The organism is Nonomuraea phyllanthi (assembly GCF_006334985.2).
Taxonomy (GTDB): Bacteria; Actinomycetota; Actinomycetes; order Streptosporangiales; family Streptosporangiaceae; genus Nonomuraea; species Nonomuraea phyllanthi.
Map to the genome: position 1 here is coordinate 1 of NZ_VDLX02000021.1, position 16,094 is coordinate 16,094.

Consider the following 16,094-nt stretch of genomic DNA (forward strand, 5'->3'; position numbering starts at 1 on the left):
CGGCGAGGTCGCCGCCGTGCGGCCGGCCCACGACGGCCCGGTCAACCGCGGGCACGCGTGCGTCAAGGGCCGTTTCGCCCACGGGTTCCTGCGCTCTCCGGAGCGGCTCACCCAGCCCCTGCTACGCGGCCGTTCCGGGCTGGAGCCGGTGAGCTGGGACGTGGCGCTCGACCACATCGCTCGCGGGCTGCGAGCCGCCGTGACCGAGGCGGGCCCCGACGCGGTGGCGGCGATCTCCTCGGCCCGGGCCACCAACGAGGAGAACTACCTGATCCAGAAGTTCATGAGAGTCGCCATCGGCACCAACAACGTCGACAACTGCTCGCGGCTGTGCCATTCCCCCTCGGCCGCCGGGCTGACCGCCGCGTTCGGCCTGTCCGGCGGCACCGACTGCCTGGAGGACGTGGAGCAGGCCGACTGCCTGCTCGTGGTGGGCGCGAACCCCGTCGAGGCCCATCCGGTCGTCGGGGCGCGGCTGCTCCAGCAAGTCCTGCGGGGTGCACGGCTGGTGGTGGCCGACCCCCGCGCCGTCGGCCTGGCCTGCCACGCCGACGTGCACCTGCGCCCCCGCCCGGGGACCAACGTCGCCCTGTTCAACGGGCTCGCCCATGTCCTGCTCGCCGAAGGCCTCATCGATGAGGAGTTCCTACGTCTTCGAGCCGGCGGGTTGCCGGAACTCGCCGCGCTCCTCGACGACTACCCGCCCGACCAGGTGGCCGCGATCACCGGCGTGCCCCCGGAGGATCTGGTCGCCGCAGCACGCCTGTACGGGCAGGCCCAGCGGCCGGCCATCGTCTACGGTCTCGGCGTGACCGAGCACCTGCACGGCACCGACGGCGTGCGCACTCTGGCGAACCTGGCGATCCTGCGCGGCGCGGTCGGCACCGATCGCGGATTCGGCGTGAACCCCCTCAGAGGGCAGAACAACGTCCAGGGCGCCTCCGACATGGGCGCCCTGCCCGACCTGCTGCCCGGCTACGGCAAGGTCAGCGACCCCGCAGCGCGAGGCAGGGCCGAGCGGATCTGGGGCACCCCGCTTCCGGGCCACGACGGCCTGCGCATCCCGCAGATGTTCGCGGCGGCACGCGAGGGAGCCTTGCGGGCCCTGTGGATCATCGGCGAGGACGTGTGCGCCACCGACCCCGACGCCAACCGCGTCGTCGAAGCGCTGGACGCATGCCCGCTCGTCATCAGCCAGGAGCTCTTCCTCTCCGAGACCGCCCGCCACGCCGACGTGATCCTTCCGGCCGCGTCCTGGCTGGAGAAGGACGGCACCTTCGTCAACTTCGACCGCCGCTTCCAACGGGTGCGCCCCGCTCTCGACCCGCCCGATCAGGCACGCACCGACTTCACCATCGTCCACGCCATCGCGGCGGCCTACGGCGCCGACCTCGGCTGCGCGACCCCGGCCGAGGCGCTCGCCGAATGCGGGCAAGTGGCGCCCGCCTTCGCCGGCATATCCCACCGGCGTCTGGATCGCGAAGGCGCCATCCCCTGGCCCTGCCCCGACCCCGACCGCCCCGGACAGGCCAAGCTCCACCTGGACCGGTTCGCCACCCCGGACGGGCTGGCGCACCTCGCCGCCCGCCCCTACCTGCCGCCCGGGGAAAGCCCCGACGACGACTACCCGCTGATCCTCATCACCGGCCGCCGGTGGGCCCACTACAACTCCGGCAACATGACCCGCCGATCCGGCACCATCGAACTCGACCCCTCCGACCGGCTGGACATCCATCCCTCCGACGCCGCCCACCACACCGTTCGCGACGGCGACGCGGTGCTCGTCGAAAGCCGGCACGGACAGGCCACTTTCGCGGCATGCATCACCGAGCAGATCCCGCCGGGCCAGCTCTTCTGCACCTTCCACTTCACCGCCGGCCGGGCGAACGCCCTCACCTCCAGCCACGCCGACACCGTGACCTCCTGCCCCGAGTACAAGGTCACCGCCGTACGCCTGCGCGGCATCGGGGATCGGCCATGACGCCCTACCGCCGTCAGCGGACCTCATGCTTCGGGCACCACCGCCACAGGGCAGGGCGCGTGCTGGAGCAACGAAGGCGCCGCGCCGAACCACGCGGCTCGCTTGCGCCCGACGACCATGAGCGCCGCCCCAGCATGGTCCTCGCCCCCGCTGGATGCGGACGCCCGGATGGCGTTCCGCCCGTCCGGTCAGGTCCTTCGAAGCGGACACCGGAACCTGACGCAGGGCGGCCTGCCCGAACGCGAATTCCAGGACGGAGGCGTCCGGCTCCTCATCTGCCACGACGATCGGTTCCGTAGTCGTCGTGACGGGCAGGGGTCCCGGCCCGCGTACGACGATCACGGGGCAGTCGGCGTAGGCCGCGACGTATCCGGCGACCGAGCCGACGACGGCTCTGGCCAGGGCGCTCAGACCGCGGGAACCGACCACGACCAGAGCGGCGTTCTTGGCGGGCAATACCGCCGCGGCAGGCTCTTCACCGATCTCGCCCAAGGTCATACGGGTACCGCACCTGGCGACAATGCGTCGACGGTAGCGCCGTACCGCTGCGGCTCGCGCGAGCTGATGATGCGAGCGTCCACCGTCTCGCCGGCCTCAGACCTGTGGCGTCAGATGACACGCTCTCAACAGGTTCAGGCCATCAGCAGGTCGGCAGCGGCCCGTGTGAGCCAAGGTTCGAGCAATCCAGGCAGCCGGCGCGGGTCGTCGGTGCGGAAGGCCAGATAGCCGTCGGGCCTGATGAGAAAGACATCACCGGGCTTCGCGTCGAGGCGATGGAGAACCTCGCGTTTGGCATCAAGAAACGTAGGGACCTCCTCCGTGCCAGGCAACCCCTCCCCCAGCACCATCAGACACTGCAGCGAGCCGGTGTAGCTTCGCTGCAGCCGCGACAATGCAGCCAGCATCGCGGCCTTCTTGCTGCCGGATGTGTAGCAGGACGCATATCCCATGAGAAGGTATCCCGGCGTGCGCATCAGGTCGTACAGGTGCACACCGGGGCCGCCGGCGTCGGCGAGGTCAAGGTCAGGTATGCGGTCTCCGGCGTTGATCGCGCCCTTCCGGAGGCCGGGGAAGCGTTGCGCTTTCGACAGCGTCGTGTGCCGGTAGTGCACTCCGGTCTGGGACACGCGCCCGCTCATGAGGTTCTGTACCGGTTCCCTGGCCAGCGCGAAACCCAGGACCTTGCTGCTGAGTTTCCGGTAGGTGGTGGAACGCGCCTGGTTGATGAAGAGCCGGAACAGCAGATCTGACAGCTTGCGGGTCCGCTCGCCCACGGCGTGGCGATCCTCGTCATAGCCATCGAGCAGCGACTCAGGCGCCTTGCCCTGGCACACATAGGCCAGCCGCCAGGCAACGTTGAAGGCATCCTGAATCCCCGTGTTCATGCCTTGCGCCGCCACCGGAATGTACAGATGGGCTGCGTCTCCGGCGAAGAAGATCCTTCCGGCCCGATAGGAGGTCAGCAACCGGTCTTCAGCTCGGAACCTGGTGATCCACTGCGGGTCGCTGATACGTAGGGGGTACGGGACGATGGCGTCCACGGTCTCCTGGACGTCGTCGAGCGTCAGTGGCTCTCTGTGGGAGATGCCCATCTTGGTGAGGTCGAAGGCGATGACCCGGACGTACTCGTTCTGGAACGGAAGCAGGGCCAGGCCTCCACGCCTATTGGTGTGCAGGCTGACGAACCCACGCGGCAGATCGCCCTCCACCTGCACGTCGGCGATCAGCGCGGTGCCGTCGAACAGGGGGCTCCGTTTGGTCGCTCCGTAGTCACCGCTGAGCACACTGTGTGAACCGCTGCAGTCGATCAGGTAGCGGGCACGCACGCTACTGTGCTGGCCCGCCGCGTCGGTCACTGTGGCGACCACCGAGTCGTGTTCCTGGGAGGCGGCCACGAGCTTCAGTCCGCGGCTGACACCACCGCCGAGTTCGCGGAGCTTCGTGGCCAGCGCTCGCTCCGTTTCCTCCTGCGACAGGGTGAGCATGAAGGGGTAGCGGCTGCCCGTGTGATACATCTCCACGATGGCGGGCGTACGGTCGTCAGCGCCGAAGTTGAAGCCGGGAGCCAGATATCCGTCGCGAACGATGGCGTTGCTGAGGCCATGCATCTGCAGCAGTTCCAGGGAGCGCGCCTGCAGTACCAGGGCACGCGAATAGCGGGCCGGTTCCTTCCGTTCGTCGATCAGGATGCAGTCGACTCCGTGGCGCAGCAGTTCGATCGCTGCGGTCAGCCCGGTCGGCCCCGCGCCCACCACGAGCACTTGCGTGTCATGAACGGTCATGAGCGTTCCTCCTTGATTTCGGTGCAGGCCAAGAAGTAGTCCAGGTGTGCTTGTACGAGACGTTCCGCTGCCGCGATCTCCTCGTCGCAGGCGTCGGGGCGCAGCCTCATGAACCAGATGACGTCGAGCGGCGCCATCAACTCCCACACCAGTTGCTCCGCGGACTGGTCCGTCCGCAGCAGGCCGGCGGCCTGCCACGCTTCGAACGGCTGGGCCAGTCGGCGCTTGGCCGCCTCGATCGCGTCGGCCAGGCCCTGTGCTCCCTCCTGACCGGATCCGTCGCGCAGCACCACGCCGGCGAATTGCCTTCCTCGCGGGCTGGACCACACCCGAAACAGCTGCCAGGCCAGGGAACGGATCGCGTCCGCCGGCGCCATCGCGGTGAGTACGTCCAGGTCAGGGCACAACGCCTCGAGCGAGGGAGGACCCATCTCCTCGAACAGCGCCGCGTACATCGCGTCCTTGTTCGCGAAGTGAAAGTAGATCGCGCTGTCGTGGACGTTGGCGTGCTTGGCGATCTCGCGCACGCTCGTCCCGGCGTATCCCTTGGCCGCGAACAGTTCCAGTGCAGCGTCCAGCAAGAGTCGCCGCGTGTCTTGCTCCTCGTCCTTCCGCGGCCGCCCGCGCCGCCGTTTTCCCTCTGTGGTCACGGCTCGATTTAAATCAGCAAGCGCTTAATTTGTCAACCCTGCTGATGCTCGGCCAAGTGCAGCAGAGGTTCCGTCTTGTGGCCCGCCCCAGTGCCAGCGCCGGCGCCACCACCGCGTGACCAGGCAGGACAAGGCGCCTCAATCAGTCGACGTACGCCGGGAGACCGTGCGGTTCCTGTCCGCCCTGCTGCACGCCGGACGCCGTCGCCGCCTTGGCCGTCGCCGCCCTGGCCGTCGCCCGCGCGGGCCTGCCGAGCCTGGCCGACCTCGGCGACGAAGGCGCCGCCGACACCATCCACGTGATCTCCGGTTACTGACAGCTGGCGGAGGTGGTCGGACCGGGGAGTGCTCAGGCGCTCCCGCGGCGGGTTCACCACCAAGATCCACCCGCCGACGGACGGCCGCTGCCGAGCGCTGTCGTCAGCGTGCTCGATGAGCGCCTCCGCGCGTTCAGCGGTCTTGCTGACGTCGTGCCGGCGGGCGGGAGCCGAGCGGGGGTCAGCCGTCCAGGCGGAGCAGCGCGTTGCCGAATCCGCGGAGGAACGCCTGTCGCGCCGATCCACATGAGCCGGAACGCGTATTCATACTGCCTTCCCAGACGTTGTGGGGCTTGGGCTTTGATGCCCGCGGGGAGCCCGGAGACAGGCCCCTACGCGCTACTCCGCCTTGCGCCGACCGGTCCGAGCCTTCCGGGCCTCCGTTCGACGACCGACGGACGCGGTGCCCTTCTCACCCCACAACTCCACTCCCTTCTGTTCGAGCTCGTCGAGCAGCTCCAGGCCCTCTTCTGCCCACGCGATCTCCATTCGCGCCTTGGCTGCCTCGCCACGGAATGCCAACCTTCTGAAGGCCACGATCGCCTCGTGCTCCGTCTCGGGACGATTGGCCAGCCGCTGACGGAGCAAGGAGACACGATGGGCCTCGACGTCATCGATCATCTGCTCCCATTCGCGCAGCGCTCGGGAGTAATGCCTCACATGCTCCTGCAACTGGCGCCTGGCGGCGTCGTACGTGCCGATCTCGAAATGCGCTGACCGTAGACGGTAAGGGTCGCGCTCTCCCTGATAGGGAGCGAGCGTGACCAGCCAGTCCCGCAACTCCTCGAACCCGGCTTCGCTGATCGAGTAGACGCGCTTTTCAGCCCGTTCTCCGCGCGGAACCACCTGTACCTCGACGAGCCCGTCATTCTCCATGCGGCGAAGTTCGGGGTAAATCTGGCTGTGCGGTGCGCTCCACACGAAGGCGACGCTGCCGTCGAAGTATTTGACCAGGTCATAGCCGGTCATCGGCTTCGCGGTGAGCACAGCGAGCAGAGCGTGCCGAAGCGACATGAGTAATGTCCTATCAGTATGCAGGTACGTTCCCTTAACACTATCTCTGAACCTAACGTGTACGGACTCAACGCATTGCTCTGGACGCGCGGCTGAGAACCACGCCTCGACCAGCATCGCGGCGGGCTCCAGGACGACCTCGGGTGCGCACAGCGGAGCCACCTTCCGGGGTTCTCGACTCAGCGAACTCCAACCGACGACCTCATCCGCCCCCGGCGCAGAGTGATCGCCGAGCAGCGGCTGACCACCGGACCGCGCTTCATCGTCCAGCCCCACCTTCTGGTGATCGACGAATTCGGCAACCGCCTCCTGGACGAAGACGGCCGCTCTCGGCTGTCCGAAGTGATCAACGCCCGCTATCTCAAGGGCCCGGCCATCACCATCCCCACGTCGGGATCAACGGATGGGGCGAGCGGCTGGGCGATGTCATGCTCGCCGCCGCCTTCATCGACCGGTTGCTGCACCGCGGCATCATCGTCGGCAACGACAGCCCATCCTGCCGGATGCGTTCCTACCAGGCCCTCGACCTCGCCCGTTGTTCGACCGGAAGGTGCCTTGACGGTATGTAACCGATCAAGTTAGAGTTTACGTATAAGCTTACCTATATACAGACATTTCCTCAGCGCGCCGAGCCGAGGAGGCATCAGAAATGACTTGCCGACCAGTGCCCGTGAGCCGGGAGACGGGCCAACGGGCCCAGGAATACCCAGACCGTACGCTCGATCGGGCTCGACAGCTCACCGCGGATGCCTCGCACGAGATGCGCACTCCGCTCGCAGGGCTGCGTGCGGAGCTGGAGGAGGCCCGCATGCATCCCCACCAGACCGACCTGTCCGAGGTGCTTGATTGCGCACTGCGGGACGTCGAAAGACTCGAAGCGATCGTCGCCGACCTGCTCTTCCTCGCACAGGTGGGAACGAACCTGCCCTCAGAACAGGAAATGCTGGACCTGGCCGAGCTGGTGCGGGCCGAGGCCTCTCGACGGTCGTTCGGCGTCGAGATCCACGTGAAGTTCGCGCGCGAAGCGACAATCAGCGCCGTCCGTGTGCAGATCAACCGGCTGCTGGCCAACCTGCTCGACAATGCGCAAAGGCACGCTCGGCGCTCGGTGCAGGTCCAGGTTCGCCGACATGGCGCTGTCATCGAACTGGCGATCGCCGACGACGGACCCGGCATCGCGGCTCCTGACCGGGAACGCATCTTCGAACGGTTCGCCCGGCTCGATGCCTCACGTAGCCGCGACAAGGGCGGTGTTGGTCTTGGCCTGGCGATCGCCCGCGACGTAGCTCTGGCGCATCACGGGAGCCTCCACGTCGAGGATTCGCCCACCGGTGGCGCTCGTTTCGTGCTCCGGCTGCCGGCGAACATGCCGATCATCAAGACGTGGACATCTCATCCAAGCCGAGTCCACGGAGATGGTGAGTGAATCCCCTGCGTCATTGCGTGCCTGCATGCTCCGCCGGGGAGAACCGGCAACTCGATCGTTCCCGCTGCGGTTCCCCCCGGTACCGTCTGATCCCTCAGGTGAGACCCGTGTCCCTTCAGGGCACCAGGACCGTCATCCCTGTCGTATTCCGCCGCCCAATGGCGCGATGGGCCTCATCGGCTTTCTCCAACGGAAATACCTGGCCGATCGCGACTTCGAGGCGACCGGCGGCGACGTATCGCAGGAGTTCTTCGATGGCTGCCTCGACACCGCCGGGCTGCTGCAACCGTCCGGGGAGTGCGTATCCGGTGAGCGACAGATTCTTTGGCATGAGGGACATGCTGGAAACCTGAGCGGGAGAGCCGCTGGCCGCACCAAAACTGACCATCCGGCCGAACGGGGCCAAGCAGTCCAAACTTCGCGCGGCCACGCTGCCACCGACGGAGTCCAGTACGAGGTCCACACCCTGACCGCCGGTAGCATCCAGCACCTTCCGAGGCCAGTCGTCGGAGTGGTAGTCGATGGCGACCGCCCCAAGGCCGCTGATGTGGGCGAGCTTCTTCGGCTGACTCGCGGTGCCGATGACCAGCCGAGCCCCCAGCAGCTTGGCCAGTTGCACCGCCAAGCTGCCGACGCCTCCCGCGGCGGCGTGCACGAGCACTGACTCCCCTTGCCGAAGGCCACCGGCTTCGCGCAGCGTCTGGTACGCCGTCACACCCTGCACCGGCAACGTGGCCGCGCTGTTGAACTCGATACCGGCCGGCAGCGGAGTCACCGCCGAGGTCAGCGCATACTCGGCGTAGCCATGCTCGACCAAGGCCATCACGCGTGTGCCGGGAGCCGGGGCGCCTTCTCCCAGACCGTGGATCACCACAGTGCCCGCCACCTGCAGCCCGAGCCCAGAAGGTAGCGGCAACTCCTGCCCGAACCCGCCTTGGCGCTTCATGACATCGCCATAGGCGATGCCGGCGGCCTCGACCTTCACCAGGACTTGACCGGGGCCTGGAACGGGGGTGTCGATCTGGTCCAGGCGCAGCACTTCCGGACCGCCGATCGCGTGCATGCGGATTGCTCTCATGTGTTCCTCCGTGGAACGTATGTGGTGTCGAGGTATTCACGAAGATCAGCTACATCCCCACCGAGAATGGCGATGTAGTCATCTGGGCGGACGAGCACCAGTCCGTCACCCCCGATTCCGCCGCGGAGATGCGCTCGCCCATCGGTCATGTGCCGGATGCTGATCAGATCCGCCAGGTCCCCGAGGGTGTCGTGCAGTCCCGGCGGCTCGGTGCCGAATATCAGCAGCGTGTGCTTGGACGGATGCAGCAGTTCGATGTCGGGAAAGCGGTCGCCGACCGCGAGCCGCTCATCGTTGGTGCCGCCGGTTCCGTCGCGATAGGAAACATCCAGTTGTGTCAGCGCTCGCGACAGGATGCGCCGGACGGCCGGCCGCGCAGTGATGTGCGGGGCGAGGTTGCGACGCGCGGCCGTCGCCACGGGGTTGCGCAGCAGTGTCATCCTGGTGGCCCGGCGGGTGCCCTTCACGAGCCGATGCGCGACAGGGGAACGTTCCGCTGCATAGGTGTCGAGAAGGCTTGCGCGGGCTCGCCCCTGGACGACCGCGGCGAGTTTCCAGCCGAGGTTGAAGGCATCTTGGATGCCTGTGTTCATGCCTTGTCCGCCGACCACCGAGTGCACATGCGCGGCGTCGCCGGCGAGGAACACCCGATCTACGCTGTGCCGCTCGACCTTGCGTTGGTTGATCTGGAACCGGCCGGCCTCATCGATCTTCACGAGCCGAGTGCCGGACGGCGAGCACAGGGCAACGGCCTTCTGCACCTCCTCGAAGGTCAAGTCACCAGTCGGCGCCTGACCCGGCGGGTAGGCGATGGTGATGCGGTGCAGGCCTCCGGGCATCGGGAAGTAGGCGACGAAGTTCCCCTTGTTGAGGAAGGAGTAGAACACGTCGTACGACAGTGGCCAGTCAACACGACCGTCAGCCACCGCGAAGTTCTCCTCGAACGCCGCGCCAACGAAGGACACGCCCAGTTGGTGCCGCACCGTGCTGTGGGCGCCATCGCAGCCGATGAGCCACGGTACGCGCACCCGCTCCACCGTGCCGTCGGAGTGCCGCATCGCGGCCTCGACGTCGCTCACCCCCTGGGACAGCATCGTCAACTCGACGCCGCGTTCGACCATGACGCCGTAGTCCTTGAGCCGCCTGCCGAGCAGTTCCTCCACGGCGGGCTGCGGCAACATCAGCAGGTACGGGTGCGGTGTTTCCAGGCCGCTCAAGCCAAGATCCAGGAACTGTTTGTTCTCGCTGAACAGCCTGAACTGCGTCACCGGAACGCCGCCCTCCACGGCGGGTTCTGCGAGGCCCAGGCGCTCGAACAGCTCCAGCGTTCTGGGTTGGACGCCGAGCGCTCTTGTCTGGCTGGTCGGGGCAGAAGCGGCGTCCACGATGCGGACGGCCACGTCTCTCTTCGCCAGTTCGATGGCCATGGTGAGCCCGGTCGGCCCCGCACCGATGATCAAGACTTCCGTACTCATCGCTCCTCCTGGAGAACCGTGGTCAGGAACACGTCAACGTGCTTGTCCACATCCAATGGCGGCGTAGGCGTGTCACGGGCAATCTGGGGTGCGACGAGCAAGACGTTCGTCAGCGCGTGCACCACCAGCGGGCCCACGAAGAGGCGAGCTGCGGTGACCATGTCCAGGTCGCGGATGACATGCGCCTTCCTACCTGCCATGAGCAGATCCGTGGTGAGCTCGAATGCTCGCTCCGGTACGGACAGGCGGAAGATCTCCCCGACGTGTGGCAGACGCGGCGTCTCAGCGATCACGATGCGCGCCAGCTCGATGTATTCGCGCTCCATGAGCTCACCGCTCAGCTCGCGGGCCAGCGACCGCAGCGCGCCATCGACCTCGTCCCTCGTCCTCGGCGACGAGGTCGCGCTGGTGCGCAGCCGTCCCGCAGATATCAGATGTTCCAGCACATCAGCGAGCACAGCTTCCTTGTTGGGATAGCGCGAGTACAGCGTCTCCTTGGAGACGCCGGCCTCTCTGGCCAACGCCGCGGTGCTCACGGCCGCGAACCCGTGCCGCAGGAACAACGCCTTGGCGGCCTGCCGGATCTGCCGCACCTTCGCATCTTCACGGCTTCGGAGTTCCATGAGGCCTCGCCTCCCTTCTGCCGAACCGAACGGGACGGTTCGGAGACTATTCACCGTCGGGCACATCGATCAAGTGGCTGGATCAGGACTGGTCATATGACAGATTTGGGGCTGTTTGGGGTCGAGAAGCATCGAACTGTGATCCTTGCCGCCCGATCGGGCGAGCCACGCTCGACTCGTCGCCGTCGGTGGCGCGCCCTGATGGCTTGAGACCGAAGTAGAGCGTTTCGCAGGCCTCAACGGGTGGCGAACGGCTCGTCCGAAAGACGGTTTCGGTGTTCGGGAACGAGCCCGGCGCCGCGATAACGCTGAGCCGGGCGTTCCCGCAGGCCGTCATGCAACGTCAAGAAGCGAAGACCGCCCCGCCGTTCTCGTCGGCCGGCGAGGCGAACCCGAGCAAAGGGAGATTCATGACTGCCCACTCCCACAAGGACGTCATCCGACGTCTGTATGAGGGTCTGGAAGCCGGCAACCTCGATCTGGCCAACGAACTGTTCACCCCAGACTTCATCACCACTGAAGGACAGCACCAGAACATCGTCGGACCCGAAGGCTTCAAGGCGGCCATCGGTGAGGTGCACGCCGCTTACGCTGATCCCAGCTTCGAGATCCTCGACATGGTGGCCGAGGACGACCAGGTCACCGTGCGCTGGCGGATGCGGGCCACGCACGCCGGTGAGTTGATGGGCATACCCGCCACCGGGCGCGAGATCAGCATGGAGGCCTTCGCGCTGTTCCGGTTCAAAGGCGATCGCATCAGCGAGCGCCACGCCGTCATCGACCGCCTCGGGCTCCTCCAGCAGCTTCGAGCCGACTACTAGGGTTCGCCGCACACACCTGCTCACCGCTGCCGGCGTCGATCTGCGCCTGCACCTGGTGCGTCGCGGCCACTCGGCACGGCGGGCATCGCAGGCGTGCCGCATTACGGTCCGGTCGTCGCCGAACGTGACCAGTTTCATCCGCCGCGATGATGAGCGCGCCATCCCCCGTGACATCGCTGGAGACCCGCTCAGCGACAGATGGTGACCGTGTCCGGGCGCAAGACCGGCGACCGACTCGTCCGCATCCGGCGCTTGACCGGTCCAGCCCGAAAGCGACCGACAGACCAGCCGGTTGGCCAACAATTGATTACCAACATGTGTTGGCCTACGCTTGTTGGCAAACGCCACGGCTCGTCTCCCGGCGGGCCACGTCGACCAGCAACGAAGGGAGCCTGCGATGAGTGGCGCTGACGGGCTGATGAGCGAGGTCCTGGTCGTAGGGGCGGGGCCAGTGGGCCTCATGGCGGCCGGCGAACTGGCGAGACGCGGAATAGCTGTGCGCGTGGTTGATCGCGAGACGACGCGTGACTCGCTGTCCAAAGCGCTCGTCGTCCATGCCAGGACGCTGGAGATCATGGACCTGGGAGGTATCTCCGACGAATTCGTCAAACGCGGGTACCCGGCCCCGGGGTTGGACGTGAGTCTCCAGCGCAGGGGCCGGCCCGTATCGGTGAACCTTCGCACGCTGGACACTCGCTTCCCGTACATGCTGGTGCTCCCGCAGCGGCAGACGGAAGAGATTCTCGCCGAGCGGCTGAGCTCCTACGGCGTCACCGTCGAGCGCGGCTCCGAGGTCGTCGCGTTGGAGCAGCATCCCGATCACGTGGTCGCGGCGGTGCGCGCAAAGGACGGGCGCGAAGAGCGGATCCGCGCTCGTTACCTGATCGGCTGCGACGGTGCCCACAGCACCGTGCGCCGCCTGCTGGATCTGCCCTTCGAAGGTAAGCAACTCGACAGCCTGGTGCTCATCGGCGACGTGAAAGCCGACGTCGATCTCGTACGGTCGCGCATCACGAATCTGACATCGTCCCGCGGATTCGTCTCGCTGCTGCCCTTCCTGGGCGACCACGTCCGCGTGTTCGCAGTGGACTTCTCCCGGCAGAACCACACCCGCAACGACGCGCTCACCCTGGAGGAACTCCAAGAGACGGTGAACGCCATCGCCCCATCGAAGATCACCTTGACCGAGCCCTCATGGCTCACCCGGTATGTTGCGCCGAGCCGCCAAGTCCGCAGGATCCGCGTCGATCGATTCTTCCTGGCCGGCGACGCCACGCACGCGCACAGCCCCGCAGCGGGGCAGGGCATGAACATGGGACTGCAGGACGCGGCGAACCTGAGCTGGAAGCTCGCGATGGTGCTGCGGTCACAAGCTCCCACAAGGCTGCTGGACACCTACGACCTGGAACGGCACGCGGTGCACACCAGCGTCCGCCACGGGACCGATCAGATGTTCAGGGCGTTCACGCTCACCAACCCTGCGCTCCAGCTGGCCCGCGGCATCCTCACCAGAACCGTGGTGACCCGGGCACCGGTGCAACGGCGCCTGGCTGGACGCCTGTCCGGCATCTCCATCAACTATCGCCACGCCCACCTCGGCGAACGCCGGAGAAGGGCGGCACTACAGCCCGGTGACCGGGTTCCCGACGCCGACCTGTGGATCGCACACCGGGCATCAATTCGCCTGTACGAACTCCTGCGCGACCCCGGCTACGGACTGTTCGTCTTCGCCACCGCCGACCGCCTCGCCGCGGACCGAAGGCACATCGCCGGTCTGATCGCCGGCGTGACCCAGACCTACGGCCCGGCCGTGCGTCCACACCTGGTCGTGGATGAAGGAGTGATCGATCCCACCGAAATGGGCGCCCCGGTCTACGTGGACGTCGCGGGCCATTTCGCACGCAAGCTCGGCGCGCGGCACGCGAGCGTGTTCCTGCTCCGGCCGGACGGCTACCTGGCCGCGCACCATACGGGGCTCGCTCCCGACCAGGCCGTCGCGGCGCTCGCGCCGTGGTGCCTGCAACACTAGCCGCCCCTGACGATTGCACGGCCCCTCGTCCGCACGGTGTCATGCCACCCGCTGGACCGGAGCAAAGACCGGTTACCGTACTGCGAGCAGCGCATCACCGAGCCGGCTCCCTCGACGCCTGAGCAGATCTCCCAGCAGTCGGGGTTTCCGCCACTATCGGTTGCGGATGGTGGGTGACCCGCGTCAGGCGGGTGCGGGAATCATCGGCGGCACCGACACACCGAATCCGTACGCCTTCATTTCCAGACCGGTCAAGTGGCAGATGTGCCCCCAGGCGGCCCGTTCGTAGGGTGAGTCCCGTTTCGACGGAACAGCCCAGAGAGGGAGCCATGACCCTCCCCGCGTGCCCACCGCCGGGCAGGCGAAGCCGCTCTACAACCCACGTGAGCCGGGGCTCGCCGAGGATCCCCATCAGCAGCACCGCTCACCGGGGTCTCGGCACCGGAACCATATGCCGGCGCGCTCCGGCTGAACCGCCCCGGCGCTCGCCACCTGCAGCCTGATCCGTCGCGTCCCCTGATCGAAGTGGCCGGCTCCCGAATGGAATCGCCGGTCCGCGCGAGCATGCTCGACTGGCCGATCATAGGCCCGGGATGGCTTTTCGAGTCCGCGACGGTGACACGCCATCTGATGAGCGAGGACACGGCCGCCGGCACCCCCGAATGGCCAAGCAGATCTGGCGCGAGGGCGTCAGAAAGCCCAAGAAGCAGTAGTCCGGGCCTCATCCGCGTCGCAGCCCCCATCGGGCGCGCAGCGAACAACGCCCCAGATGACACACGCGCCGTGACCAATCCCGAAAGAGAGGCCCCACGATGAGTGGTGCGACGAAGCAGCAACGACCAGGACCAGAGGAACAGCCAGAGGCCGGGCCGGCGGACGATCCCAGAGCCGCCCTGCTCATCCGATACATAGGCGCCTTCGCGCCAGTGGTCATCGAATCCGCGGAAGGGTCCTGGCTCCGCACGAAGTCCGGGCGGCGGATTCTCGACTTCGCGTCCGGGCAGATCTGCTCAACTCTCGGACATCGCAACGCACGCATCGTGGATGCCCTCCGCGAGGCGCTCGACACCGTCATCCATCTTGACTCCAAGATGCTCTCCGAGCCCGTCCTCCAGCTTGCCGCGAGACTGGCGAAATCACTGCCGGAGACGCTCAACCGGTCGATCTTCGTGAGTACCGGGGCGGAGGCGAACGAGGTCGCGCTCAAGCTCGCCAAGACCTACACCGGGAAATTCGAGGTCGTGGGCGTCGCGCGGAGCTTTCACGGGGTGGCAGGCGGCGTCGCCTCCTACACCTTCCTGCCCGCACGGCGCGGATATGGGCCCCTTCTGCCAGGGGCGCATGCGATACCTGCCCCGTACGCGTATCGATGCCCGATTCGGCACTGCGCCAATGCGTGCGACATGACCTGTCTGGAAACCGGCTTCGAACAGGTCGATCAGGCATCCGTCGGTTCGCTCGCCGCGTTCATCGTCGAGCCCGTGCTTTCCTCGGGCGGCGTCATCGTGCCCCCTGACGGATACCTTCGCAGAGCGAAGGAACTCTGCGACGAGCGGGACATGCTGCTGATCGTGGACGAGTCCCAGACCGGCCTCGGCCGTCTGGGATCCGTCTACGGTTTCGAGCATGACGACGTCGTCCCGGACATCGTGGTGTTGTCCAAGACGCTGGGCGGAGGCGTGCCGCTGGCGGCTACCGTGACGACAGCGGCCATCGAGCAACGGTGCGCCGCCCAAGGCTTCTCTCATGTCACTTCGCACGTGTCCGACCCGCTTCCCGCCGCCGCCGGCCTGGCCGTGCTCGACCATGTGGAAGAGGACAAGCTGCATGAACGTGCTGCCGCGCTGGGGCACTATCTGATGACCGCGCTGACGGCGCTGCGGCAGAAGCACGACTGTGTCGGCGACGTACGGGGGCGCGGTCTGCTCATCGGTGTGGAGTTCGTGGAGAGCCAGGAGAGTCTCGCCCCCGCCTATGGGATGGCGGCGCAGGTCGCGGCACTCTGCCTCGAGCGCGGTCTGTCCGTCCACGCCATACCGACGGGAAAGCGCGCCCACTGCCTGCGGATAGCGCCTCCCCTCACCATCAGCAGGAAAGACATCGATGTCGCGATCGAAACTCTCGATCGATCCATCGGTGACGTGCTCCGCGGCTGGGCGTAGGGAGCGAGGACGGAGGACTCCCAGACCCTCTGCATCCGCCGTCCCGAGCCGGCGTTCCGGACGCCCGTCGAGGGGACACGACTCCCACACAGGTCAGTTGGCAGATGCGAGGTGGGAACGCGCTGCCGATCTTTGATCCTGTGACCATTCATTCTTGCCGCCGCTTAGGGTTGGCGGCGTCACTGCTGACGGCGATGATCGTCGTCGGGACCATCGAATCGCCGCCTGGTCCAGCC

At 66.9% G+C, this 16,094-nt stretch carries 12 protein-coding genes and 2 pseudogenes; 7 read left to right on the plus strand and 7 right to left on the minus strand.

The window, feature by feature from the left end; genetic code table 11:
- On the plus strand, positions 1-1,981 hold a 1,981-nt coding region (fdhF, locus tag FH608_RS40385), incomplete at its 5' end, for a formate dehydrogenase subunit alpha (protein WP_139635710.1).
- A 387-nt stretch (positions 1,982-2,368) separates the two neighbouring features.
- Here the strand turns inward: fdhF and FH608_RS53985 are convergent.
- The 4 genes and pseudogenes from FH608_RS53985 to FH608_RS40405 all read right to left on the minus strand — a co-directional run.
- A pseudogene (locus tag FH608_RS53985) lies at positions 2,369-2,479 on the minus strand (hypothetical protein); the annotation flags it as partial.
- Between the two features lie 134 nt (positions 2,480-2,613).
- Positions 2,614-4,263 carry an FAD-dependent monooxygenase gene (locus FH608_RS40395; protein ID WP_139635711.1) on the minus strand — a complete coding sequence of 550 codons (1,650 nt, stop codon included), beginning with the start codon at positions 4,261-4,263 and terminating at the stop codon, positions 2,614-2,616.
- Entirely contained in the window at positions 4,260-4,913 is a 654-nt protein-coding gene (locus tag FH608_RS40400) for a TetR/AcrR family transcriptional regulator (protein ID WP_139635712.1), read from the minus strand. The genes FH608_RS40395 and FH608_RS40400 overlap by 4 nt, the downstream gene beginning before the upstream one ends.
- Positions 4,914-5,569: 656 nt before the next feature.
- Positions 5,570-6,244, minus strand: coding sequence for a PadR family transcriptional regulator (locus FH608_RS40405; protein ID WP_139635713.1), 675 nt, complete (start codon positions 6,242-6,244; stop codon positions 5,570-5,572).
- 177 nt (positions 6,245-6,421) lie between these two features.
- Between FH608_RS40405 and FH608_RS54540 the strand changes: the two are divergent.
- The 3 genes and pseudogenes from FH608_RS54540 to FH608_RS40415 form a co-directional block, all read left to right on the plus strand.
- Positions 6,422-6,610: pseudogene (locus FH608_RS54540) on the plus strand (hypothetical protein); the annotation flags it as partial.
- Between the two features lie 62 nt (positions 6,611-6,672).
- Entirely contained in the window at positions 6,673-6,813 is a 141-nt protein-coding gene (locus FH608_RS53300) for a hypothetical protein (protein WP_226900336.1), read from the plus strand.
- A gap of 80 nt (positions 6,814-6,893) precedes the next feature.
- Complete coding sequence (locus FH608_RS40415; RefSeq protein WP_139635714.1) at positions 6,894-7,670, plus strand: sensor histidine kinase; 777 nt, start codon at positions 6,894-6,896, stop codon at positions 7,668-7,670.
- Between the two features lie 115 nt (positions 7,671-7,785).
- On the opposite strand, the gene FH608_RS40420 is transcribed toward FH608_RS40415, so the two are convergent.
- Genes FH608_RS40420 through FH608_RS40430 form a run of 3 tightly spaced genes read right to left on the minus strand, consistent with a single transcriptional unit; the run spans position 7,786 to position 10,846 of the window.
- Positions 7,786-8,748, minus strand: coding sequence for a quinone oxidoreductase family protein (locus FH608_RS40420; RefSeq protein ID WP_139635715.1), 963 nt, complete (start codon positions 8,746-8,748; stop codon positions 7,786-7,788).
- Positions 8,745-10,223 carry an FAD-dependent monooxygenase gene (locus FH608_RS40425; protein WP_139635716.1) on the minus strand — a complete coding sequence of 493 codons (1,479 nt, stop codon included), beginning with the start codon at positions 10,221-10,223 and terminating at the stop codon, positions 8,745-8,747. The genes FH608_RS40420 and FH608_RS40425 overlap by 4 nt, the downstream gene beginning before the upstream one ends.
- The gene (locus FH608_RS40430) at positions 10,220-10,846 is read right to left on the minus strand and encodes a TetR/AcrR family transcriptional regulator (protein ID WP_193318902.1); all 627 of its coding nucleotides are present in this window, start codon (positions 10,844-10,846) and stop codon (positions 10,220-10,222) included. The genes FH608_RS40425 and FH608_RS40430 overlap by 4 nt, the downstream gene beginning before the upstream one ends.
- Positions 10,847-11,121: 275 nt before the next feature.
- Here FH608_RS40430 and FH608_RS40435 point away from each other — a divergent pair, with 275 nt between their 5' ends.
- The 3 genes from FH608_RS40435 to FH608_RS40445 all read left to right on the plus strand — a co-directional run bounded on the left by FH608_RS40435 (position 11,122) and on the right by FH608_RS40445 (position 15,858).
- On the plus strand, positions 11,122-11,667 hold the full coding sequence (locus FH608_RS40435; RefSeq protein WP_139635718.1) for an ester cyclase: 546 nt from the start codon (positions 11,122-11,124) through the stop codon (positions 11,665-11,667).
- A gap of 397 nt (positions 11,668-12,064) precedes the next feature.
- Entirely contained in the window at positions 12,065-13,696 is a 1,632-nt protein-coding gene (locus FH608_RS40440) for an FAD-dependent monooxygenase (RefSeq protein ID WP_139635719.1), read from the plus strand.
- Positions 13,697-14,622: 926 nt separating this feature from the next.
- A complete protein-coding gene (locus FH608_RS40445) occupies positions 14,623-15,858 on the plus strand; it encodes an aspartate aminotransferase family protein (RefSeq protein ID WP_264372943.1) in 1,236 nt (411 codons plus the stop codon).
- Positions 15,859-16,094 lie beyond the last annotated feature (236 nt).